The organism is Fictibacillus sp. S7, from assembly GCF_004127935.1.
Classification (GTDB): Bacteria; Bacillota; Bacilli; order Bacillales; family Fictibacillaceae; genus Fictibacillus_C; species Fictibacillus_C enclensis.
On record NZ_QJKL01000001.1, the window covers coordinates 3,585,017 to 3,607,149 of the forward strand.

At 40.4% G+C, this 22,133-nt stretch carries 25 protein-coding genes and 1 pseudogene; 19 read left to right on the forward strand and 7 right to left on the reverse strand.

What is annotated here, in order from left to right:
- The first annotated feature begins 121 nt into the window (after window positions 1-121).
- Both DMO16_RS18465 and DMO16_RS18470 read left to right on the forward strand, forming a co-directional pair.
- Entirely contained in the window at window positions 122-544 is a 423-nt protein-coding gene (locus DMO16_RS18465; RefSeq protein ID WP_129479221.1) for a VanZ family protein, read from the forward strand.
- A gap of 93 nt (window positions 545-637) precedes the next feature.
- Window positions 638-1,066: a YkyB family protein gene (locus DMO16_RS18470; RefSeq protein ID WP_129479223.1), complete on the forward strand. Its 429-nt coding sequence runs from the start codon at window positions 638-640 to the stop codon at window positions 1,064-1,066.
- A gap of 17 nt (window positions 1,067-1,083) precedes the next feature.
- Here DMO16_RS18470 and DMO16_RS18475 read toward each other — a convergent pair whose 3' ends face one another.
- Window positions 1,084-1,872, reverse strand: a complete 789-nt coding sequence (locus tag DMO16_RS18475) for a hypothetical protein (RefSeq protein ID WP_129479225.1) — start codon at window positions 1,870-1,872, stop codon at window positions 1,084-1,086.
- Between the two features lie 21 nt (window positions 1,873-1,893).
- Entirely contained in the window at window positions 1,894-2,748 is an 855-nt protein-coding gene (locus DMO16_RS18480) for an Lrp/AsnC family transcriptional regulator (protein ID WP_129479227.1), read from the reverse strand.
- Between the two features lie 333 nt (window positions 2,749-3,081).
- Between DMO16_RS18480 and DMO16_RS18485 the strand changes: the two genes are divergently transcribed.
- On the forward strand, window positions 3,082-3,657 hold the full coding sequence (locus DMO16_RS18485) for an SGNH/GDSL hydrolase family protein (RefSeq protein ID WP_129479229.1): 576 nt from the start codon (window positions 3,082-3,084) through the stop codon (window positions 3,655-3,657).
- A 301-nt stretch (window positions 3,658-3,958) separates the two neighbouring features.
- Here the strand turns inward: DMO16_RS18485 and DMO16_RS18490 are convergent, their stop codons facing one another.
- The 5 genes from DMO16_RS18490 to DMO16_RS18510 form a co-directional block, all read right to left on the reverse strand.
- Window positions 3,959-6,151 (reverse strand): alpha-galactosidase, encoded by a 2,193-nt coding sequence (locus tag DMO16_RS18490; RefSeq protein WP_129479231.1) that lies wholly within the window; start codon window positions 6,149-6,151, stop codon window positions 3,959-3,961.
- An 18-nt stretch (window positions 6,152-6,169) separates the two neighbouring features.
- A complete protein-coding gene (locus DMO16_RS18495) occupies window positions 6,170-6,991 on the reverse strand; it encodes a carbohydrate ABC transporter permease (protein WP_074440587.1) in 822 nt (273 codons plus the stop codon).
- Window positions 6,991-7,851: a carbohydrate ABC transporter permease gene (locus DMO16_RS18500; protein WP_061974213.1), complete on the reverse strand. Its 861-nt coding sequence runs from the start codon at window positions 7,849-7,851 to the stop codon at window positions 6,991-6,993. The genes DMO16_RS18495 and DMO16_RS18500 overlap by 1 nt, the downstream gene beginning before the upstream one ends.
- Window positions 7,852-7,995: 144 nt before the next feature.
- Complete coding sequence (locus DMO16_RS18505; protein WP_129479235.1) at window positions 7,996-9,216, reverse strand: ABC transporter substrate-binding protein; 1,221 nt, start codon at window positions 9,214-9,216, stop codon at window positions 7,996-7,998.
- A gap of 72 nt (window positions 9,217-9,288) precedes the next feature.
- On the reverse strand, window positions 9,289-10,335 hold the full coding sequence (locus tag DMO16_RS18510) for a LacI family DNA-binding transcriptional regulator (RefSeq protein ID WP_164988958.1): 1,047 nt from the start codon (window positions 10,333-10,335) through the stop codon (window positions 9,289-9,291).
- Between the two features lie 462 nt (window positions 10,336-10,797).
- Between DMO16_RS18510 and DMO16_RS18515 the strand changes: the two genes are divergently transcribed.
- The 16 genes and pseudogenes from DMO16_RS18515 to DMO16_RS18585 all read left to right on the forward strand — a co-directional run bounded on the left by DMO16_RS18515 (window position 10,798) and on the right by DMO16_RS18585 (window position 22,120).
- A complete protein-coding gene (locus DMO16_RS18515) occupies window positions 10,798-11,169 on the forward strand; it encodes a hypothetical protein (protein WP_129479239.1) in 372 nt (123 codons plus the stop codon).
- Window positions 11,170-11,232: 63 nt separating this feature from the next.
- Window positions 11,233-12,291 (forward strand): pre-toxin TG domain-containing protein, encoded by a 1,059-nt coding sequence (locus DMO16_RS24980; RefSeq protein WP_241840599.1) that lies wholly within the window; start codon window positions 11,233-11,235, stop codon window positions 12,289-12,291.
- Window positions 12,292-12,293: 2 nt separating this feature from the next.
- Complete coding sequence (locus DMO16_RS18525; RefSeq protein ID WP_129479244.1) at window positions 12,294-12,752, forward strand: YrhA family protein; 459 nt, start codon at window positions 12,294-12,296, stop codon at window positions 12,750-12,752.
- A 355-nt stretch (window positions 12,753-13,107) separates the two neighbouring features.
- Window positions 13,108-13,569, forward strand: coding sequence for a DUF600 domain-containing protein (locus DMO16_RS18530; RefSeq protein ID WP_129479247.1), 462 nt, complete (start codon window positions 13,108-13,110; stop codon window positions 13,567-13,569).
- A 331-nt stretch (window positions 13,570-13,900) separates the two neighbouring features.
- Window positions 13,901-14,350 carry a toxin-antitoxin system YwqK family antitoxin gene (locus DMO16_RS18535; protein WP_129479249.1) on the forward strand — a complete coding sequence of 150 codons (450 nt, stop codon included), beginning with the start codon at window positions 13,901-13,903 and terminating at the stop codon, window positions 14,348-14,350.
- A gap of 139 nt (window positions 14,351-14,489) precedes the next feature.
- A complete protein-coding gene (locus DMO16_RS18540; protein WP_129479251.1) occupies window positions 14,490-14,939 on the forward strand; it encodes an SMI1/KNR4 family protein in 450 nt (149 codons plus the stop codon).
- Between the two features lie 43 nt (window positions 14,940-14,982).
- Window positions 14,983-15,132: a hypothetical protein gene (locus tag DMO16_RS24395; RefSeq protein ID WP_241840686.1), complete on the forward strand. Its 150-nt coding sequence runs from the start codon at window positions 14,983-14,985 to the stop codon at window positions 15,130-15,132.
- Between the two features lie 602 nt (window positions 15,133-15,734).
- Window positions 15,735-15,878 (forward strand): annotated as a pseudogene (locus DMO16_RS24985) (hypothetical protein); the annotation flags it as partial.
- 3 nt (window positions 15,879-15,881) lie between these two features.
- Window positions 15,882-16,307 (forward strand): SMI1/KNR4 family protein, encoded by a 426-nt coding sequence (locus DMO16_RS18550; protein WP_129479253.1) that lies wholly within the window; start codon window positions 15,882-15,884, stop codon window positions 16,305-16,307.
- A 141-nt stretch (window positions 16,308-16,448) separates the two neighbouring features.
- Window positions 16,449-16,973 carry a hypothetical protein gene (locus tag DMO16_RS24990; protein WP_241840687.1) on the forward strand — a complete coding sequence of 175 codons (525 nt, stop codon included), beginning with the start codon at window positions 16,449-16,451 and terminating at the stop codon, window positions 16,971-16,973.
- A 180-nt stretch (window positions 16,974-17,153) separates the two neighbouring features.
- Complete coding sequence (locus DMO16_RS18560; protein WP_129479255.1) at window positions 17,154-17,498, forward strand: hypothetical protein; 345 nt, start codon at window positions 17,154-17,156, stop codon at window positions 17,496-17,498.
- Window positions 17,499-17,846: 348 nt separating this feature from the next.
- Entirely contained in the window at window positions 17,847-17,960 is a 114-nt protein-coding gene (locus DMO16_RS25460) for a GntR family transcriptional regulator (protein WP_425590074.1), read from the forward strand.
- 219 nt (window positions 17,961-18,179) lie between these two features.
- A complete protein-coding gene (locus DMO16_RS18570) occupies window positions 18,180-19,211 on the forward strand; it encodes a Gfo/Idh/MocA family protein (RefSeq protein WP_129479257.1) in 1,032 nt (343 codons plus the stop codon).
- A gap of 21 nt (window positions 19,212-19,232) precedes the next feature.
- The gene (locus DMO16_RS18575; RefSeq protein ID WP_129479259.1) at window positions 19,233-20,222 is read left to right on the forward strand and encodes a zinc-dependent alcohol dehydrogenase; all 990 of its coding nucleotides are present in this window, start codon (window positions 19,233-19,235) and stop codon (window positions 20,220-20,222) included.
- Between the two features lie 15 nt (window positions 20,223-20,237).
- Complete coding sequence (locus DMO16_RS18580) at window positions 20,238-20,999, forward strand: sugar phosphate isomerase/epimerase family protein (protein ID WP_164988959.1); 762 nt, start codon at window positions 20,238-20,240, stop codon at window positions 20,997-20,999.
- A 38-nt stretch (window positions 21,000-21,037) separates the two neighbouring features.
- Window positions 21,038-22,120 (forward strand): Gfo/Idh/MocA family protein, encoded by a 1,083-nt coding sequence (locus DMO16_RS18585; protein ID WP_129479264.1) that lies wholly within the window; start codon window positions 21,038-21,040, stop codon window positions 22,118-22,120.
- Window positions 22,121-22,133: the final 13 nt, after the last annotated feature.

The window sequence follows — 22,133 nt, forward strand, 5'->3', positions numbered from 1 at the left end:
ATGACGGGTATGATATAATTCCCCCATATTATGGTTGTTTTGAATTAGAGAGTGGAGGGATTTTAATAGTGAAATCCTCTATTAAAGTTATTAAGCATAGATCAGTTGGAAATAAAAGACTATGAAAACATTTAAAATTGTTATCGTTGTTGCCTGGACCCTTTTCCTTGGTATTCACACGTTTACGGACAATCTTGAAGCATTGTTAGGCAGCCAGATTATTGAATTTAGACTGACCTCACCTGACTTCTCCCACTTTTTCAGTTTCTCAGACATTACCCTGATTCATCCTAACTTTATTCTTATTAAAACCGGACACTTTTTAGGTTTTGCCATCCTGGATCTTTTGCTTTTTGCCTGGTTAGGGAAGCATGGGCGGGCAGTGATTCTGTCCTTTGGATTTGCTGTATTTACCGAAGTAATGCAGCTGTATTTTGGACGGGATGGCCGGTTGTATGATGTCATTATTGATACGATGGGGATTATTTCGGTGTATGTGTTGCTGAAGCAATTTAAAGCGAGAAGTCATGAGTCGTCGATGTAAAAAAGGCAGCCAATGCTAAACAAGCGTGAGAAAGCACCGATATTTTTTAATAATGGATGCTTTCTCACATATTTAAGAAAAGGAGATGAGTAAATGACAATTCGAGAAATTGCGATAGCGATCTATGTGATCAACAACCATGCGAAAAATGCGCCGATCCTTTATTCATTAAAGTATAGGGCGATCCAGCAGCTGCTGAAAGAAGGACGTGCTGAGAAAATAGGGCTGCAATATTCACCCAACCCAGGAAAAGCTTTGCGGCGATTGGATGTACTCGTCAGAATTGAAGATTTCTTCTTTCATCAGCCCTCCACCAAGGAAGATCGAAGAACATTGAAGGTGGTAGAACGCGATTCTAGTTTTCGTAATCCTAAAGAGAGAATGTCTATATTTCGTGCCAAGCAAATAATAAATGCCTATTCTCCTCCAAAAAAATCTTCTGAAAATCGTAAGAACCCCCTTCCTAAGCAACAAACTCCTTATACTGGGTTTTCAGCCTACTTGAATGGTACATACAAATAAGCATAATTTTAAGTCTGTTATTTAACATGGGTATTTACATTTAAGTTGTTTGAGATATCCTTCTTTATGACAAATGGGTTCGTAAAGTAACGCTGCTCAATATTCCGCCAATGCACGTTCTTAACATGGTCCATATAGTTAACAATTTTCCAGAAGATTTTCTCTGCACCAGGGTGGAAGCAATTAAAGGTATTTCCTTCTTTGATGTGATAATCAATAAAGGTAGAAACGTCCTTTTGAGTGAGTTTTACTGTGTTCTTAGAGGCGATGGAAAAAAGGAAATGCTTATTTTCAGCGTTTAATTGGGAGGTTTTTATGTAATTAAATAACGGTTGTTCACCTAATGAGTTGGCAAACTTTTCATTTCTACCCAGCGTGGGATGTAATATGAATTTTTCCAGGTCTGCCTGATCGACCTTTAGTCTTTGGGATAAGGAAGAAATGTCCCAATTGGAATCTGCCAGAATGCTCTTCACATAGAAATTTTTCAAACTCCAGTATCGGCTTCCTTCTACTAACAGGTTATTAACCGTTCTTATAAACCGATCAATTTTATTACTGTTTTCGTATTGTGATACGTTGCATTTAAATACCCCGTTAGCATCCATGTACAGGCAGCTAAAAAAGTATTCAAAATGACCCGCCACATAGTAGCAGTCCTTCATTTTTTCCAATTCAATTAGAGGACCAGTAATGCCATTTGTCATTAACCTGTACTTTTTCACCATGGTGGCTTTTGAAGGAAAAATTTTAAAATCATATGCAATGTCGTTTAACTTTACTTCTTCCATTCGAATAATTGCCATGACTCACCTCCAACAGGATTTTTACAATGCTGATTCATCTGCATTCAGCCAATCATACGTGTGAACCTCAGCATACCGCTCTCTCCTGCGCTCAACGGTAAGAACCCCATAGAGAACCCCATAAAAATATTGAGCAAACGTTGATTTGATTTTTCGCAGTTTGTACTGGTAAACCGTGATCTTGAAGGCTTGAATCACATCTGGGACCAATACCTCGAGCGGCCGTTCCATCTGCAGTTTATTATAGGCGAGTCGTGCTTTCTGCCAAAGGGAGCAAATTTCTGCAGCGGTGGTGAAGAAGGGTTTGACCGCAGAAATAAAATCCATAGGTATGTAGTCAGGAAGATATGAATAATCCAATGAAGTTGGAGAAAACGCGGGTTGCTTACGTATGGTTTTGGTTTTTAATTTTTTTATATTTTTTGTTTCTAGGTTTTTAGTTTCCGATATCGAAATGTCGGGATTTTTCCCAGAGCTGCAAGGGGGTTGAGGACTTTGCCGACCCGTCAATTGTTGGGGAATCGGTCTGTCAAAATGATGGAACACAAAAATGTTGTGGGAATAGCCGCCCTTGTTCCGGATGGTGTGATGGATGGAAATGATCCCAAGTTTTCTTGCTTTGCGCAGCATGCGTTCAACCGTGGAACGGGAAATACCGCCTTTTTCATGACACGCAGAAACAAGCGTACTGATTCTTGCATTGCATACGCCAATGACTTTAACACTATAGCGTGTGAGCTGGTGAAAGGCGATCAACTCCCCCTTCGTAAACTTCTCCCCATGCTCCTCCAAAAAGTGTTTGTTTGATTCATTAAACTCCTTAACCGTTTGAAACTCACTTAAGGTTTTAAAATTCGTAATCTTTCCAGGCACCATATGTCTCTTCCTCTCTATATAAGGGTCTTCACTCTTTAAATAGAGAAAAAGGGGGAAAAGGAGGCATGGGTTTTAAAAATATTTTTTGGGGAGCAGAACCCTTTTGCAGGAGTAATACGTTTGCTTGGAAATGAAATGATAGATGGCAGATTGATGTTGAATGGACGTATACGAAGAATGGAGACTGTTTACAGCAGAACCATACAGTAACATTCAATAAAATTTTGACAATGATATCGTTTGTTATGAAGGTAGCTCATGACTTATCGAGACTTCCTTATGCCGCTCATGCAAAAATGGATGGTTCAATATATTATTTGGAGGTAAGCTACAATGAATTTGGGTTATTATTTAGCTCTAGGTGATTCAATAACATGGGCATCGGTCACGGGGACTACAAAAGGGAGTGACTTCTACGCGATGAAAGTAAGAGATGCCATCGCTGCAAATTATCGGCCTATAAAGTTGGTTAATAACGGGATTGGCGGAATTACTTCCAATCATTTAGTTCAGAATATGCATTGGTGTACCAGAGTCGTTCCTGATATCGTCACCATTGGAATCGGTATGAATGATGCCGTAAATGGATATGTACCAGTCTCGAACTACAAAACAAATCTGCAAACTGTGATCGATACATTAAGAACGGTCAATCCTACTGGAGACATTATCCTTTGCACGCCGAGCCAAACTACTGATCCGAAACGATCAACCATTCAAAATTACCGTGATGCCATGGCAGAAGTTGCAAGCGCGAACGGAATGGGTTTAGCCAGATTTGATTTAGCGTATACATACGAAGAGGTTGCTACTTATTCTGATGATGGAGTAAATCCTAATAAAGCAGGACACCAAAAAATATTTGATAAGCTTTGGAAGGAGGTCCAAAAAGTGAAATTTTTAAATTAAAAGTGTGTAAACAACAAAAATAAAAACGATACCATCACCGTTTCCGAATTAACCAAGGGTGATGTAATCAAAGTGTACGATGCTTCCAAAGGAGGATAATTACTCGCTACGTCAAGTGCTGCAACGGGCACCAGTGTTACCATTTCTATTAAACAATTGGGGGCCAAGGCAGGAACGGCCTACCTGACTGTTACTAATACAGGAATGAGCGAGAGCGGAAGAACTGGTGTTTAATATAAGGCGGAATAACAATTTGAAAGCTCCCCTTCAACTTGAAATGAAGGGGAGCTTTTTTAGGCTGCTATTTAATTTCCTTTAAATGCCAAACATAGCTCTGGAAGTCACCCTTTATGGAAGTCGGGATACTCAAGCCAACATAGGAGAGCTCGTCTCCTCCATAGAAGGAATCGGTCCCAACGATCTGATAGGTCTTATCGGTATTTATACCTGTTAGACGGAGGTAACGCAGGGGTTCTGCGGGTTCTTCCAATGTACGGAAATAGTAAACAATGGCTTCCGACTTATCCTCATTGACGAAAAGCCAGGCTGTTTCATTGCCTTCAAAAGGACTCTTCAGGCGGTAGAAATCACCGAATTGGACGAGCTTACGAATTTGCTTGTAGGTAGCCACCTGATCCTTTACGGCTTCTTTTTCCTCGTCCGTCAGCTTGGTCAAGTCCAGTTCATACCCAAGGTTTCCGGACATGGCCACATCGCCGCGCATGTTTATGGAAGTGATCCTGTTCACCTGGTGGTTTGGAACCGCCGATACATGAGATCCCATTGAAACAATAGGATATACCAGGCTGGTCCCGTACTGGATTTTCAAGCGCGAAACCGCATCCGTATTGTCGCTTGTCCACGTCTGTGGCATGTAATATAGCATTCCGGGGTCAAATCTTCCTCCGCCGCCGGAGCAGCTTTCAAAAAGGATATCAGGGAACGCGGATGTTATATGTTCCATCACCCTGTATAAGCCGAGCATATAACGGTGTGCGGTTTCTCTTTGCCTGTCGGCTGGAAGGAGCGCTGAACCGATCTCCGTCATATGGCGGTTCATATCCCATTTTACATACGAGATGGGTACACTCGAAAGGATGTCGGATACCATCCGGATCACTTCTTCACACACGTCTTCTCGTGAAAAATCAAGGATGAGCTGGTTTCGGCTCTCAGACCGCTGACGACCTGGAACATGGAGGCACCAGTCCGGGTGATTACGATATAACTCGCTGTCCACTGAAACCATTTCCGGTTCAAACCAAAGGCCGAACTGCATGTCATGCGACCTAACCTTTTCGGCAAGAGTATCAAGACCTTCCGGAAGCTTTTCCTTGTTTACAAACCAGTCTCCCAAAGAAGTTTTGTCATCATTTCTTTTTCCAAACCAGCCATCGTCAAGGACAAATAACTCAATTCCAAGCTCCGCTCCAACTTCTACTATGTCCAGAATCTTTTCGGCATTAAAATCAAAGTAGGTAGCTTCCCAATTGTTGACTAGAACTGGTCTTTCTTCATCCCGGAACTTTCCCCTCACTAGGCGGGATTGAAATAAATGATGGAAGGTGCGGGACATATCGCCGAGACCTTCTGAAGAGAAAACCATGACCACTTCAGGCGTTTGGAAGGAAGCCGAGGGTTCAAGTTTCCAACTAAAATCGAAGGGGTTAATGCCCATGGTTACCCTGGTTGTACTAAACTGATCGACCTCCGCCTGAGCAAGAAAATTCCCGCTGTAGACAAAGTTGAACGCATACACTTCGCCCGTCTCTTCAGTAGTCCCTTTTCTTAGTAACGCTATAAAAGGATTATGCTGATGGCTGCTGGCGCCTCTTGTGCTTTCAATGGATTGAATGCCCTGCCGAAGCGGCTGCCTTTCAATATGGCGCTCTTTGACATGGGCACCGTGCAAATGCAAAAACTCAAAATCAGCATCTTTGAAATCTACACTCATGCTGAGGGCGCTCAATAATTTGAGAGATTGCTTTCCTTTATTGACGAACCTGGTGGAGCGGGTGATCACATTAAAGTTTTCAAATACTGTATAGGTTAAAAAGACCTTTAATCCAGCCGTGGTATCTACCATCGTAATTTCGAGGGTTTCCGCTTCATTTTCATTCTCAACATACGTTGCCGGCAGGCCATCCAGTGGCTCTTTTCCTTTGAAGATACGATGCGATTCGTAACGCAAGTCTGTAACCGTTGAGCCATTTTCAAGCTGGACATGATACGCCGGCTTGCGAAAATCGGTGGTTCCGTATTGTGGATATTCCTGAGGGAGGGTATCTAATGAGAACGTCCTGTCCTCTTTATAAGGATTGCCTGAAAACCCACGGTCAAGGAGTTGGAGAAAATTAGAACCCCGGTAGGCTTTTATTTTTTTACCCCAATAAAGATGAAGAAGAAAGCCATCTCTTTCAATACCCATTACATAGCTGGTATCTTTTGCTTGCAAGTGAAATTGTCTGCTTTCAGAATTAAACGAAATCCCCATGTATTATCGAACTCCTACTTATTTTATTGCTCCCTTGACGATTCCGCCAATGATCCATTTTTGTGCAAAGATATAGACAATTACCATTGGTGATAAAGCCAACAGATATGAGGCGAAGGCCAGGTTGAAATCTGTTCCAAATTCAGATTGGAAAATATATTGCACAAGTGGCAATGTGGCATCTGCCGGATCGTTCAAGATAATTAATGGAAGCATGAAATCGTTCCATGCCCACAGGCATGTAAGTATAGCGATCGTTGCATTGATTGGTGTTAACAGCGGGAAAATGACCTTCCAAAATACACCCCAGGGACTGCAGCCATCGACAATAGCAGCCTCTTCAAGCTCTCTTGGAATCGAACGGATATACCCGACATAGATGAAAATATTCAGCGCCGCTCCATATACAATGTACAAGAAGATCAGTCCGCCCGGGTTATCCATGCCCAATTGGGAAGTCTGCTTGACCAGTGGAAGCATGATAATCGGAAAAGGGACAAACATGGCGCTTACAAAAAAGTAATAAAGCCCCTTAAAGAATTTACGATCCATATTTCTCGCAATCGCATAAGCGACCATCGAATTTGTCAGGATGGTAAAAACAACCGTTACCACGGTAATCACGGTACTGTTTTTGAAGGCTGCGAAAAAATTGGTCGCTTCAATGGCTTTTGTAAAGTTTTCAAAATGAAGCCCTGTCGGTAAAGAAAGGACGGATTGAGCCATTTCGTCAGGCGTTTTCAACGCGATGGAAATCACAAGATACAAAGGGATGAAAATCACTAATGAACCTAATGCAATGAGTGAGGTTACCAACCAGTTTGTTCTTTGCTTCAGCATTACATATCCATCTCCCTTCTTTGGAGAACTTTAATTTGAAAAATTGAAATAGCAACAATGACAATTAAGTAGATGACCGAGTTGGCAGACTGATAGGCAAACTCGCCTCCGGAGAAACCGCCTTTATAAATGATCAAAGAAATCGATTCGGTTGCCCGTCCGGGTCCGCCGCCTGTCAAAGCCACAACATGGTCGAAAACCATCAGGAAATTTTTCATTGATAAAACCATGTTAATGGTGAAGAAAGGGGCAATCATCGGAAAAGTAATCTTCCAGAATTCCTGCCATTTGTTTGCTCCATCAAGAGCGGATGCTTCATACAGTTCGGTTGGAACCGTCTGCAAACCGGATAGATACAGGATGATATTAAATGCACAAGCCTGCCATACAGCGACAATGACAATGCCAATCCATGCCATTTTTTCGCTTCCCAAAATATTGTTGGATAGGAAGGCGATATGCCAAGTGTCACCCAGCTTAGGAATAACATTGGAAAAGATAAAGTTAAAGATAAATCCTACAATGAGCACACCGAGTACGTTGGGAAGGAAATAGACTGCCCGGAAAAAATTCCGGCCTTTAATTTTTGAGTTCAAGCCCATGGCAACGGCCAGGCTGATGATGTTTACAAGAATGGTAGAAACAATAGCGAATTTAAAGGTGAATAAATACGAGTTCAAGACATTCACGTCTTTAAATATGTTTAAGTAATTCTTAAGCCCGACAAAATCGTACGTTAGGCTCAAGCCGTCCCAGTTCGTGAAAGAATAATAGATTCCTTGCAGAGCTGGGTAGGTATGAAAGGTGAGGAAGAGAATAAAAGCAGGAATGGTCATTAGATAAAAATGAATATTTTTCATTCTTATCTTCGTCTTCTTTTTCTTAATGGTCACTGTAGAAGATTTCGGGTTGTTTAAAACAACATCTTCTCTGCTCATCGTGTTCACTCCTAGTAAAGATGGAGAAATGAGTGATTAAATCCCAATTTCTCCATCTCTTGATTGTTATTTACGGTCAGCTACTTTTTTCCACTCGCTGTCCAATGTTTTCAGGTAGAGATTTACATCTTTTTTCTGAGTAAGGACTTGTAATTGCTTATCAAGCGCAACTGCTGTCGGAACGTAGTGGTCAGGGAAATCTGATAAAGCGCCATCTGCAATCTTTTCTTTCAGGCCTTCCAATTCAGGAGCTTCCTGCGTGTATCCTTTCATGGCAGGGAACGCATTTTGTTCCTTTAAATAAATTTTTACTGCTTCATCACTGAACAGGAAGTCTACAAACTTCTTCGCTTCCTTTGGATGACTGGTAGTAGAGGATTGAGCAATCAACAAGTCTACACCGGATACGACCTTTGAATCTCCAACCGGATAAGGGAATACGCCTAATTCAATATTTGGATTGGCTTTTTTGATTTCAGGAATCGCCCAAATACCTTGAAGATACATGGCTGATTCGCCTTTTGCGAATGCTGTGTTTCCGTCATTGTAAGCTTTGCCGTTCTGGTTTTTATGTCCATATTGAATCAGTTGAAGAAATTTTTCAGCGGCTTCTTTATGGTCTTTTTTAAAGGATGTTTTTCCTTGATCAAGCTTTTTGAAGAAGTCATCGCCCTGCGTATTGGCCGCTAATACGTTATAGGCAGGAAGAGCTGTCCATGCGTCTTTAAACGTAAAGTAGAACGGGGTTTTGCCTGCATCTTGTACTTTTTTGGCCGCTGCAATAAATTCATCCCAAGTTTTCGGAACATCTAGCCCCAATTCCTTGAACATCGTCTTGTTGTAGATCACAGCATCTGCGTTCGCAGCATATGGAAGGCCGAATACTTTGTCCTGCTTAGAGATATCCTTGAGCATGTCAATGTACGCTGGCTGGATATCGTTCAGGTGGCTGTCCTTAGAAACATCTTTAAGTGCACCGGCTTTGGCAACATCGGAATACGAAATGTCTCCTCCCATTCCGATTACATCCGGTATATCACGCTTGGAGATCCTTGTTTTTAAAACCGTCACCGCATCAGGTGGCTGAGTCTGTACGACGTCAATTTTGGGGTTTTCCTTCTCAAACTTTTTGATCAGTTCATCAAACGTTCCTTTGGCCTCAGATTTATAGGACAAAAACTCGATCTTCACTTTTCCGTTGGATGAAGCATCTTTGGAGTCAGAACAGCCGGCAAGAGCCGATATGGCAAGCATCCCTGTTAATGCGAATGAAATCGTCTTTTTCATAGAATTAATCTCCTCTACTAATTTAATAATTTAAAAAAATGACAACGGTTTCAAAATGGAGGGTCCGGAAGGTTAATTCACCTCCCTAAGTAAAGCGTTGTTTACCGGGCCAGAACTCTCCCGGATGACTAACTCAGTGGGAAGGGTTACCTTCAAGGGAACATTTCTTCCATTAAGCTTGTCGTAAAGTATCTTTACAGCCGTCTTGCCCATTTCGTCTGTGTAAACTTTGACAGTGGATAGCGGGGGAGTTAAAAAGGCTGCCGCTTCAATGTTATCGTAGCTCACGATGGAAATATCCTCTGGAATCTTTAATCCTGCTTCATGAAGTGCTCTGTAAACTCCGAGGGCCATTGGATCACTGCCAACGACTACTGCTGTTGGCAAATGTTCTTCTTCCAGCAATTCCTTCATTAATGCATATCCGTTTGCGGTTCCCCACTCATCTGTCTTTATAAACTTTGAATGATAGAGGCCTTTTTCTTTCATGATCTTGTTAAAGGCCGCATGCCGGGCATCTTCTTTCTCACGGTTGTTTTTATTGCTTAAACCATATACCATTCCTTTACCGCCGATAAAAGCAATATTGGAATGGCCCAGCGAGAAAAGATAGTTAAGGATTTCATCCGTTGCGTTTTCAAAATCAGAAATAACGGCATCCACGTCTTTTTCTACAGGGAAATAATCGACAACAACAATATTGTTATTCTGATGATAAATGGTTTTCAAATCACTGATATCAATATCTCCAATAACAATGAGTCCATCGAGATCACTGAAACTTTCAGAAGAAATGTCAGACTTGCCGACCGCCATTACAGAAGCGATATTCAAATCAAATTCCCTGCATGTCCTTTCAATTCCTAAACGGATGGATTGAAAATACGTATCGACTGTTTCATCGTTAAGTATCAAAACTCCTATTGGACATTCAGTTCGCTTCATTTCCACTTTGGGTGCTTTTTTTCTAAGTGGCTTATATTTCAATTCCTTTGTTGCCTCAAGTACTCTTTTCTTCGTTTGCTCTGAAACCGATAAGGATGAATCGTTATTTAATATCCTGGATACTGTTGCAGTAGAAACCTTGGCATGCCGTGCAATATCTCTAATCGTGGTCATCTGAACACCTGCTTCCATTGTTTCTGTTAGTTATGTTTAGTTAATTTAACTAAATTCAAATTAAAGATATCATGGAAAGCGTTTTCTGACAATATATTTTTCGTAATTTTTACTAGTTTTGCGAAAAAAAGACTAGACTCATGGTTTTAAAGGATATTTTATGCTTGAAAGGCGCTTTCTTCAGTAAGTAATCAAACGGTGTTTAGTAAAATAATAGTCTGTTTTATGGTTTGTTTACTAAAGTTATTCACTGTGATAGTTGTAAAATAGCTTCCTAATAAAGGGGGCGAAATGTTTATTGTTGCTGGGTAATTCGGGTGCCAAAAGAACTAGATAAACCAATTCAGGTTGGTAAAAAGGATAGAGTTAAAGGGTTAACAAAATAAGGTAAAATATGATGGTGACAAACTTTTATAGGGATTTGTACGGTAAAGTTCTAAGGACGAAAGGAGGATGGCCGTTATGCTCGGGTTTTTGGATGGTGTGCGTGTACAAAGGCAGATTGAATCAATTAATCAGGATATACAGCAAATTAAAGAGGTTCAGCAAGGCCTTCTTACCTTGCAAAAAGAGACAAATACGCTTTCTCAGAATATTGCTCGTGATGTCATTCAGGAAACGCGGGAAGACATCTGGAAGGGAAAGAAGCAGCAGGAGTACAAGGACATGTATGAGTCGCTGGACAAGACCCTTTCAAGCTTTAAGGGTGACATCGGACAGCAAGTCTATTACATGGATTACTGGATTTCTTTTTTGGAGGGCGAACGATCCAAGTTAATGGTGTCCCTTCACGAAATTAAAGAAGCACTGAAGAAGCAGGAATCCAACAAATAAGGCAGGAGGGACTTCATGGAAATCAAAATAGAACCTAATCAGCTGGCAAGCCTTTCCAAACGAATGCTGGAGCACCAAAACCGGGCGAAGAACCTTCAGTACAGTCTGGAAAGAGAAACCGGAAAAGCCAGTTCCATTCTCTCTCGTTCTGAATTCCCGCCTCCGTTTTCAGGACAGATTTCCGCCACAAATGGTAGTATAAAGGAAACGAGCCAAACGATCGTACAGACTCTCGAATACCAGGCCGCCTGGCTCTCATATTTTGCCCACCAGGCCTCTGGTGCCGATAACGTACCGCTCTCGCTCACTCAGGCCACAGCCATCCTTGCAAAGTACGACGACCGGTTCAAGGACCCGGGCAAGACAGACGGCATCGATGCAGGAAAGCTCACAAAAGACGCTGCCGGAGAACTAACCGGCGTATACGATGCCCAGCGTGCAGCTACTGGTATCGATCCTGCAACGGGAGAAAAAATCTCCGGATGGAGCAGGGTTATGGCCGGAGGAATGTTTGCTCTTGGATTTACACCTATAGGAAAAGGTATAAAGGCATTCAAAGTTGTAAGAACAGCCGATAAAGTGATTGGAGTGGCGAAGGAAGGGCAGGCCGCGAGGAGAGTTGTTGGGTCGGCGGATGTCAGTAAAATAAGTAGTAAAACAAATAATCATTTTATAGGAACCCTAAAAGGAGAAAAAATTCATTTTGAAGGTGTAAGGGTAGAAGAAATTAAATACACTAAGAGACTTCCAGAAGAAACAGCTAAACTTAGGAAAGAATTTAACAGTTCTGTTAGGAAAAATTTTCTTAAAGGGTTTGCTAACGACCCAGTGAGAGTTGAACATCTTAGAAAAGCTGGTTTAACTGAGGGAGACATTGCAAGAATGAAAGATGGGCTTAATCCTAAAGGCTGGCAAGTACATCATAACTTACCTTTGGACGATGGCGGCAATAATGATTTAAATAACTTAGTGTTAATAAAGAATGATCCTTTTCATAAAGCGGTTACTAATGAACAGAACTCCTTAACTAGAGGATTAACTCCAACTGAAAGTAAAAAGATACATTGGCCATTGTTTGAGGATAATGTTTACCCACCAAAACTAAAAAGAAGGGAAGAGTAAATATGCCTCAATGGAAAGACTTGCTTACAGAAATAGAAAAAATAGAAAAAAAATATGGGAGTTCACTCAGGGAACCTGCTTCAGATACAGAGATTAGAAAAATGAATGATAATATTCATCAGAGATTAGGAAACATTACAATTACCCAGTCATATATTGAGTTTCTACAAAAAGTAAATGGATTAGATTTTAATGGTTTAGTAATCTATGGGATTGATGAAGATTTTTTAGATAATGAAATCGATGAAGAACTCCATGGGTTTATTGAGACCAATGAAATTTGGTATGAAAATGATTGGCAAAAAAAATATATATTTTATGGGGATTCCGATACAGCATGGTATTGTTTTGACTTAAAGGAACAACTTTATGTGGAACTCGATAAACCTTCAGGAACGTTAATTCAGTCATATGATAGCTTTGATTCCATGTTGAGTGATGCAATTGAAACAGTACTTTAATAACAAACGGATTTTTTGATTTACATATTCTAGGCGAGTGTTAGAAATAATGTGACCTTGATAGGCAAAGGCCTCTCAAGGTTTATTTTCTATTCATTGTAATTTTGTAAATTAGATAATCCATTGAATAAGGGTAGGTATGTATGGGAGAGGCGGGAAACCTGTTAAATAGTAATTGGTTTGGAGAAAAATCAACTGCAGTAACCTCATTTTCTCATGAAATCATTCTCAGAAATCAATGCTGGTAAAAAATGATGTGAAAATCTTGATTGGTGGAACATTCCTTTCGAGCTTTGTTACATTTTCTCTTTATTTAAGAAGACTACAAATTCACTAATGGATTGAGATGATAACAATGCGAAAAAAATTTGAAGATTGTTTTTCTGAATTGCAGTCAGATATGGTAGCGATCTGTCTGGAGTACGTTGAAAATAGGGCTGAAGATATTTATATTTACTGTTCCTACGAACCAGAAATGTATGCATTTGATGTATCTTTTAGAATCAACGGACGTGTTGTGCTTAAGAATCATTTGAATCATGCAGTTAAGGAAACTAATGATTCTTTTACATATGATACATCAGAACAAAGACAAATGGCGGTATTAGATATTGGGCTTAAAGATTTAGAAGACATTCATGCGCTATGTAAAGAATATGGAAGAGATATGCCAACGGAAATGAAATTACATTATAATGTTAAGCAAAACAGTCTGAAAGCACAGTATAAATATGATTTGATCTATTCTGAAGATGAAGAGTTATTACCTGATGACATTTTTGATGCATGGCTTGATGAGATAAAAAAGAGCGGTTGAAGGAGCGTTGAGCGAGAAGGTTTTTAAAACAAAGGAATTTCTCTTTGATCGTAAGAATTTGATGACAGATAGAGGAACTCCGGTTTTCCGAGTGGAAGGGTTTAAGAATCAACCGTATCTCGATGAGAAGGCTGATTGACGTATGGATCACGTTCTGAGAAAAATGAAATCTCCTATTTTATTCAACATGACCCTGTTCAGATTTGCTTTAGATGCTAAGAACAACCTTTGTGGCACCCTGGTAAGTGGTGTACTAGAACATGAAAAGAAAATATTAGAAAAGGCATTGGGATAAAGGTTTAGTTTTAGTTCTTCCAGGGAGGTCTCAGAAATGTTGGAGAGTATTTTATCAAAAGAGTATATTTTGCAAAACGGTGTGGAATTTGAAGGATACCTGGAATACGGTGGTCCTAATGAGTTAGCAATAGTAGAGTATAGCGATGATGGGCAAGAAAAACTATTTACGGGATTAGCTTATGATTTATATGAAAATGGAAATATAGAAAGTTACTTGTGTGTAAAAGATGGTGTAAAACAAGGAAAGTATGTCGAGTTTTATCCAAGCGGTAATATAAAAAGAATTGGAAATATGAACAAAAGTGCTGCTGAAGGGCTTCAAGTTGAATTTTATGAGAACGGGACAAAAAAGTATGAATCTCATTGCATTGCTGGACTGGAAATGACATTTATAAAGTACGACCAAAACGGAAAAATGATCGAACAAAAAACGGAACCAAGTGAATCCGATTTATTGTATGCCCAAAAATGGGGTAGGACATGAAATGGATCACGCTTTTACATAGGTTATAGCACAGCAAATAAAGTATGACTGGGTGAGTAGGGTATTGAGATATACATATGAGTTTAGGGGATATAGCCATAAATGGAGAGTGAGGCTTAAAAAGAATTGAGGAGATAAAATGGATGAAAAAGAACTAATAGATTTTATACAAGAATACATGGAAACAGATGACTTTACTGGTGGAGTGGATAAAAGCCAAATCACTGTCATTGAAGCTGCGCTTGGAGTGGAACTCCCGGAAAGTTATCAATGGTTTTTAACATCCTATGGATCTGGTGGGTTATTTGGTGTTGATGTTTTAGGAGTGGCTAAGTCTAATATTGCGACGGTTGTTACTGTAACAGAGAATTACCGAAGTTTAGGAATGGATGAGAGTCTGGTTGTTATTGAAGATAGTGGGGAATACGCTTATTGTTTAGATACAAGTCAAAAGAAAAATAATGAATGCCCTGTAATTGCATGGAATAGGCAGGGCGGACTTGATGACTACAATACGACAGAACATTTTTATGAATTTTTATTTCAGAGGTTTTTGGATGCGAAAGAAGCTTGGGAAGAAGATTTTTAAGTGAGGAGTTAGTATCGGCGAACACTATGAATTCATAAACGAACTGAAAGACTTCTTAGGTGGGACCTTTCACCAAGATAACTCCCCTGAACAGGCACTAGATGAGTTTATTAGAGAGTTGAGGAAAGAGTGTATGCTGTTCACCATAAGATCTTATGATGATTTTTTGAAAAGTAAAATGTCAAAACAGTAAATGTTAAATGGTCAAAGCAAAAGTGACGATTCATATGCTAGAATTATCCCTCGTTTAATGATGACGTTATCCTCGAACTAGCGTGGGGACAAACAGAAGATAAAATAGATCTGAATAGATCTGAATAGATCTGAATAGATCTATTACTTGAACAATTAATCTCCAATAATCCGGATACCATTGATCAAGAGTTTAGCAAGAGTTTCACAAATGGTTGTTCAGTATTATAAACGAGGCATATAAAACTGCATCTGCAGATGATCAATTATTTGAAGAAGTTTCAAATGCTTTTTACTATCCGGAACGGTTTTGGTTTTAGGGTACATAAAGGGAAAAGAAGACAACAAGATGTATACGATCGTGGAGTACATGAACGATTACAAGGTCTTAGGATATGCTAATGGAGTGGACGAGGAATAAAGAGAGCATGCAGAAATGCTACACAGCTCAAGAGATCAATCTTGAATGCTCCATGTAACCAATGCAAAAAGCCGGGTCAGCATACTGCTGGCTCGACTTTTTTTATATTACTTATTAGTTCTTCCTTCTTAAATAGACACAACACTGCTGATTGGTAATGGGAAATTCGTGCGCCTATAGACGATCGTTTCCTTATTATTGAAAATAATTTCCAAATAGAACATGAATGGTGGAATATACATCCCGCAAGATTCCCGAACGAACACCAATCTGGAATCCATGGCACTGGTTCTCCAGCTAATAAACTATTCAAAGGTGGTAAGTAATAAATGAGATTTGATTATATAAAGGAACAAGTAGGTAATGAGTTTTATCCAGTAAGTGAAAAAGAAATTGAAGAAGCTGAATCAAACTTGGGTTTGAAGTTCCCTAACGATTTAAGAGAGTTTCTTTTAGAGGTTGGATATGGTTTCCTTAAAAAAACAGAAAATAATCGTATTATGGGACCGGCTTCAATAAGAGATGCTAGATTGAAAGTTAATGATTTTAAATTTTATCCAGATATAGAAGCATATGAAGAACTTGAAGAAGACAAATTAATTTTCTTTGAAGCAAATGAAAGTGCCTTGTTACTTATTGGGTTAGGTGAAGGAAATAATCCTATTTATTATGATGAAATAAAAATAGCTAATTCTTTAGAAGAGTTTTTAAGAAATATGAAGGATGACGATAACTATTACATTGATATAGAATAATTTGTAATAAAATTTTGTGCCTAACTGTAGCTCCTGTTTTTATATAAAATAAAAACAGGAGCTATTGTTTTTTTATGACTAACTTAGAGTATACGATGCCAACGCGCCGCCACCAGCATTGACCCAGCCACCGGAGAAAAAATCTCTGGATGGGGCAGGGTTTTGGCTGGAAGAATGTTTGTCTTTGGGCTTACCCCAATTGGGAAGGGTGTTAAGGCATTCAAGGTGATGAGAACGACTGATAAAGTAATTGGTGTGGCGAAGGAAGGACAGGCAGCGAGGAGAGTTGTTGGGGCGGCCGATGTAATTAAAGGTACGAGTGAAACTATTCCTGTTAAGAACATAAAAAGTGAAGCAGATATTATTGCTGAAAGAGCTAAAGGCTTAGATTTAACTTCAAGAGAAACCCCATATAAAATTATGGGTAGTAAAAAAATCAAACAATTGAATGAAAAAGCGAAAAATAGAACTATCACAAAAGAAGAATGGAAGCAATTGACGTGGAATAAGAGATTTAAACGCAGAAGAGACAATGGTGTGGATGACTTCTGGGAACAAGAAAGAGGCCGATTGTTAAATGGTGAATCTCCAACGAGGGTATGGACGGAAATGCAAGCAAAAGACATAGTAAATGGTAATCACCAAAATTTGAAGATAAAACAATGATTGGTCACCATACTTATAGTGCATCTAAATATCCGCAAATTGCTAATAAAGGTGAAATTATATATCCAGTAACATTTAGAGAGCATTTGTATCGATGGCATGGTGGTAGCTATAAGAAAAGCTTACCTGGTAAACCTCTAAATGATTCAGTCAATAATGACTTTTAAGGAGGATATAAATATGTCAGTAATACTTTTAGTAGTAGAACAAGATGAAAATCCAATGAAATATATATCCACAATAAGGAAAAATACGAATTTAGGACTATCTGAGATAAAAAAAAGAATAGGGATTGGTAGTCCAATAATGGAGTGTGATCTATTTAAAGATGAGGAAGACGATGCAAAACTAAAAAAATTAATTAATGAATTGATAAATATTGATGCAAATATAAGACTGTTTGATGGTGAATTTGCTAAAAATAAGGAAGTATCGATTGAATACATGATGAATAGATTTGATAGATTCAAAGAAATTCAACGACAAAATCAAGCGTTAGATGATTTAATGTATGGTGAAGATTAATTTCTAGGAATGTTATGCATATTTTTAAGTAGTCGGAGGTGATTTTGATATTTGTTTTTGACACTTTACAGGAGGTCAATAAAAGAGTGAAGGAAGGTTTTAAGTGAAAAATTTAGTGCTAATGGTAAGAATTACCGTAAAGCGTTTTCAAAATAATGATTTACAGTTGGAATTTGTTTTGCTAATATTCTGCATATACTAGTAGTAGTATGGCAGTTATGGAGGATACATGTAGGAGAACTGATTGAAATCAAATGCACTCACTACTATGGACCAGGTTTATACAGGTCTGAAAGAACAAATTTTAAGTCTTCAGGTTTCCCAGGGACAGGTATTTCAGAAAAAGAGATATCATCAACATTTAATGAAAGTCGTACCCCGGTGAGAGAGGCGTTTCTACGTCTGGCACAAGAAGGTTTAGTTATTGTTTTCCTACAAGCGGGGAAACTTTTGTATCTTTAATAGACTTAATCTGTAGAAGAAGCTAGGTTCATGCGAGAGCATGTGGAGAGAGCTGTAATCGGGTTGGCTTGTGACTATTTAACACAGGAAAAACTCATGGATTTGGAAATGAATGTATGCTGCCAAAAGAAATGCATATAGGAAAAAGACTTTAATGTTTGAGCTGGATGAGGAATTTCACAACACGACGATCGGGATAATACTTGGAGGAGTTGACGAATGAAAGAGGTTTTGAACTTCGGAATCGTTGGATATGGTATGATCGCCAAAATTCATGCTACGTGCATCGATGAAATACAAGGCGCTAAATTAATTGCAATTTGCGGTAATAACCAAAACAAAGCAGAATCTTTCGCGGCCAGTTACGGAGCACAAGTTTATACAGATTATGACGAGATGCTAGCCAATAAGGACATAGATGTTGTTTGTATACTTACCCCCAGCGGAACGCATGCTGAGCTGGGCATTGCTGCGGCCCTGTCCGGTAAACATATCATTGTAGAAAAACCGATTGACGTCACCCTTGAAGCTACCGATAAACTTCTCGAGACATGCCGCGCCAGTAATGTAAAGCTTTGCTGCATCTCCCAGCATCGATATGATCCAGCGATTGTTGAATTAAAAAAGGCGGTGGACACCAACCAGCTTGGGCAGTTGAACTTTGGCGTCTCACGCACAACCTGGTACCGCTCCCAGGAGTACTATGATAGTAATAAATGGCGCGGTACGAGGGCTTTGGATGGGGGAGGCGCACTGATCAATCAATCGATTCACTACGTGGATTTACTCCAATACATTATGGGACCTGTTGATGAAGTATTTTCGTATTGTGTCAACAGGGCACATGAAAGAATTGAAGTGGAAGATATTGCGGCTGCAACCGTTAAATTCAAGAATGGTGCTATTGGATTAATCGAAGGGAATACAGCAGCATATCCAGGATTTAGCGCGAAATTGGAGATCTACGGATCTGAGGGCAGCGTTATTATCGAAAATGATCAGGTAAAGGAATGGAGATTTAAAAACGGTCACGTCGATGAACCGCCTAAGGTAGAAAAGAACCATATTACCGGCTCATCCAATGCGAATATCTCGCATGACTCCCATAAGCAGCAAATCCAGGAATTTTTGCTTTGCATCAGGGAAGACAGAGAGCCGTTAGTTAATGGTTGGGAAGCAAGGAAGACACTAGAGATCATTTTAGCCATTTATCAATCATCCAAAACGGGGATACCGATCAAGATCAAATAAACATTAAAAAGGTGATAAACAATGAACAACCATGTGTTAGTCAGCGAAGAAAAGGGAAAAATCGCGCTTAAAGAATTTCAAATCCCAGAACCAGGCCATGACGAAATACAAGTGAAAGTACACGCCTCGCTCATCAGTCCAGGAACTGAACGGGCGTTTGTTCTCAATATGGACAATACATCAGGAGAATATCCGATGTATCCGGGTTACAGCTCATCAGGGGTCGTCATTAAGGTTGGACAAGACGTAACTGATTTTAAGGTAGGCGATCGGATAGCATGCCACGGAATTGGACATCGTTCCGTAGGGAACATCAGGGAAAAACGGGCGGTCAAAATTCCAGATGGTGTCTCTTTTGAATTGGCTGCGTTTACATCGCTAGGGGTTATTGCCTTGCAAGGGGTCCGCAAAGCCAGACTGGAGTTGGGAGAATCCGCTATGATTTTCGGTTTGGGAATCATCGGCCAGTTATCACTTCAATTAGCCAGGCTAAACGGAGCATTGCCGGTCATCGGAGTGGATCGGGTACAAAACCGATTGGAGTTAGCCAAGCAGTGTGGCAGTGATTTTTCTCTGGATTCGTCCGATGAGCATTGGAGGGAGACCTTGAACGATGTGACAGAAGGGAAAGGTCCGCATGTGGTTATTGAAAGCACGGGTGTCCCAGAGGTCATCAGCACCTGTTTCGAAACGGTAAGAGATTTCGGCCGCGTTGTGATCCTGAGCAGTACCCGTGGGAACAGTACCATCAATTTTTACCGGGATGTTCATAAAAAAGCCATTACCATTCTTGGAGCACATATCTCTGGAAACCCTGTTTCGGACTCGAGGCCCGGTTATTGGACCTGGAGGGAAGATGGGACAGCGTTCTTGAACCTTATCAAGCACGAAAGACTAACCTTGGAGCCGATGATCACGGATCGGGTCCATTGGATGCAAGTGGAAAAAGTATACAGAGATATGCTGTCATGGAACTACAATATGATTGGTACTTTGATCAATTGGGATTAAGGAGTTGATTTGCTGGTGTACTCATTTGGATGGTGCAGGGGTATTGAAGATGCAGAATTTCTGAAGGAAGCCGGTTACGATTATATTGAATGTGCGATTACTGAGCTCAAATTGGAGCATGAAAATGAGTTTAAAAACGTCTTGTCTCGTTATCTGGACAGTCCTCTTCCAGTAAAATCATTTAATTTATTTTTTCCGGCAGATTTAAAAATCGTTGGACCGGATGTCGATTGGAACAGGATTGATCGATACGTAGCGAGGGTGGCGGAGGCCCTTAACAGAATCGGAGCTAAAGTTGCGGTTCTTGGAAGCGGAAGATCTAGAGCTATTCCTGATGGATGGGAAAGCGAAAAAGCGGAAGAGCAGTTTGTCAGAACGCTCGAAAGGGTCAGCGATGAATTTTCCGGTACCGGAATTGTACTTGCAATTGAACCTCTTAATAGAAAAGAAACCAATTTGGTAAACAGTGTAGAGGAAGCAAGCAGATTTGCTCAAATAATAAACCGGGATTCAATAAAAGTCCTTGCCGATCTGCACCATATGGAATTAGAAAATGAGTCTTTTCAGACGCTGATCGATCATAAAGATTGGCTTACTCATATCCACGTGGCGGATACCGGACGTTTATCACCCGGAACCGGGGAGTATTCGTATAATGAGTTTGCTGAACGATTGAAAACGGCAGGTTACAGCGGAATGATTTCTGCTGAATGTACCGTTCGAGACACTCGTGAGTTTGAAGACAGCCTGGCTTTCCTAAAACGAAAGTTCACTTGAAAGTATGCGATACCTAAAGGTGGAAGGGGCGGTTTGATTTGAATAAAAAAGATGGAATGAATTATGCCCCAGAAGGAAAACCAAAGCCGGTTGTGGGAGACGGCGAATTTTCTTTTGCAGCCGTGTCTTTGGATCATGGGCATATTTACGGAATGTGCAACGGATTGACAGAAGCGGGGGCCACCCTAAAATGGGTTTACGACCCGGATCCGAAAAAAGTTGAAGCCTTTCTTCAAGTATTCCCGCAAGCTAAAGTGGCGGCTTCAGAAGAAATGGTGATGAATGATCGAGAAATCCGTCTTATTGCCGGAGCTGCGGTGCCTTCAGAACGTTGTGCGCTCGGACTGCGTGCGATGGATCACGGAAAAGATTATTTTACGGATAAAACTCCTTTTACCACTTTGGAGCAGTTAGAACAGGCGCGGCAAAAGACGGCAGAAACTGGATTGAAATATATGGTGTACTTCAGCGAACGTCTGCATGTGGAAAGCTCCGTGTTTGCCGGACAGTTAATACAAGCGGGAGAAATCGGGAAGGTTGTTCAGATTACCGGTTTCGGTCCCCACCGTTTAAATGCTCCCAATCGTCCGGACTGGTTTTTTAAAAAGGAAAATTACGGAGGCATCATTTGCGATATTGGTAGTCATCAAATCGAGCAGTTTTTATATTTTGGAAGCTGTAAGGATGCAAAAGTGCTCCACAGCAAAGTAGGCAACTACGGCAATCCGCTATTTCCGGAATTGGAGGACTACGGGGATGCCACCCTTGTTGGCGATAACGGGGTAACGAATTTCTTCAGGGTCGACTGGTTCACCCCTGATGGATTACCGACTTGGGGAGATGGACGAACGTTCATCATCGGTACCAAAGGGCACATCGAACTTCGTAAATATGTGGACGTAGCACGTGAAAATAGCGGAAATCAACTGTATCTCGCCAATGACCAGGGTATAGAGCATTATTCTCTGGACGGAAAAGTAGGCTTTCCCTTCTTTGGTGAACTCATCCTGGATTGTTTGAATCGTACCGAGGTGGCCATGACCCAGGAGCACGCATTCAAAGCCGCTGAATTATGTTTGATTGCGCAGAAAAATGCTGTCCGGATCGTTCCCTCTAACTGATTTTCAAATACTC

What these genes read in the sequence shown, in the direction of transcription:
- DMO16_RS18465 (WP_129479221.1), top strand. Translation starts at nt 122, where the DNA reads ATGAAAACATTTAAAATTGTTATCGTTGTTGCCTGGACCCTTTTCCTT.
- DMO16_RS18470 (WP_129479223.1), top strand. Translation starts at nt 638, where the DNA reads ATGACAATTCGAGAAATTGCGATAGCGATCTATGTGATCAACAACCAT.
- DMO16_RS18475 (WP_129479225.1), bottom strand. Translation starts at nt 1,872, where the DNA reads ATGGCAATTATTCGAATGGAAGAAGTAAAGTTAAACGACATTGCATAT.
- DMO16_RS18480 (WP_129479227.1), bottom strand. Translation starts at nt 2,748, where the DNA reads ATGGTGCCTGGAAAGATTACGAATTTTAAAACCTTAAGTGAGTTTCAA.
- DMO16_RS18485 (WP_129479229.1), top strand. Translation starts at nt 3,082, where the DNA reads ATGAATTTGGGTTATTATTTAGCTCTAGGTGATTCAATAACATGGGCA.
- DMO16_RS18490 (WP_129479231.1), bottom strand. Translation starts at nt 6,151, where the DNA reads ATGGGGATTTCGTTTAATTCTGAAAGCAGACAATTTCACTTGCAAGCA.
- DMO16_RS18495 (WP_074440587.1), bottom strand. Translation starts at nt 6,991, where the DNA reads ATGCTGAAGCAAAGAACAAACTGGTTGGTAACCTCACTCATTGCATTA.
- DMO16_RS18500 (WP_061974213.1), bottom strand. Translation starts at nt 7,851, where the DNA reads ATGAAAAATATTCATTTTTATCTAATGACCATTCCTGCTTTTATTCTC.
- DMO16_RS18505 (WP_129479235.1), bottom strand. Translation starts at nt 9,216, where the DNA reads ATGAAAAAGACGATTTCATTCGCATTAACAGGGATGCTTGCCATATCG.
- DMO16_RS18510 (WP_164988958.1), bottom strand. Translation starts at nt 10,335, where the DNA reads ATGACCACGATTAGAGATATTGCACGGCATGCCAAGGTTTCTACTGCA.
- DMO16_RS18515 (WP_129479239.1), top strand. Translation starts at nt 10,798, where the DNA reads ATGCTCGGGTTTTTGGATGGTGTGCGTGTACAAAGGCAGATTGAATCA.
- DMO16_RS24980 (WP_241840599.1), top strand. Translation starts at nt 11,233, where the DNA reads ATGCTGGAGCACCAAAACCGGGCGAAGAACCTTCAGTACAGTCTGGAA.
- DMO16_RS18525 (WP_129479244.1), top strand. Translation starts at nt 12,294, where the DNA reads ATGCCTCAATGGAAAGACTTGCTTACAGAAATAGAAAAAATAGAAAAA.
- DMO16_RS18530 (WP_129479247.1), top strand. Translation starts at nt 13,108, where the DNA reads ATGCGAAAAAAATTTGAAGATTGTTTTTCTGAATTGCAGTCAGATATG.
- DMO16_RS18535 (WP_129479249.1), top strand. Translation starts at nt 13,901, where the DNA reads ATGTTGGAGAGTATTTTATCAAAAGAGTATATTTTGCAAAACGGTGTG.
- DMO16_RS18540 (WP_129479251.1), top strand. Translation starts at nt 14,490, where the DNA reads ATGGATGAAAAAGAACTAATAGATTTTATACAAGAATACATGGAAACA.
- DMO16_RS18550 (WP_129479253.1), top strand. Translation starts at nt 15,882, where the DNA reads ATGAGATTTGATTATATAAAGGAACAAGTAGGTAATGAGTTTTATCCA.
- DMO16_RS18560 (WP_129479255.1), top strand. Translation starts at nt 17,154, where the DNA reads ATGTCAGTAATACTTTTAGTAGTAGAACAAGATGAAAATCCAATGAAA.
- DMO16_RS18570 (WP_129479257.1), top strand. Translation starts at nt 18,180, where the DNA reads ATGAAAGAGGTTTTGAACTTCGGAATCGTTGGATATGGTATGATCGCC.
- DMO16_RS18575 (WP_129479259.1), top strand. Translation starts at nt 19,233, where the DNA reads ATGAACAACCATGTGTTAGTCAGCGAAGAAAAGGGAAAAATCGCGCTT.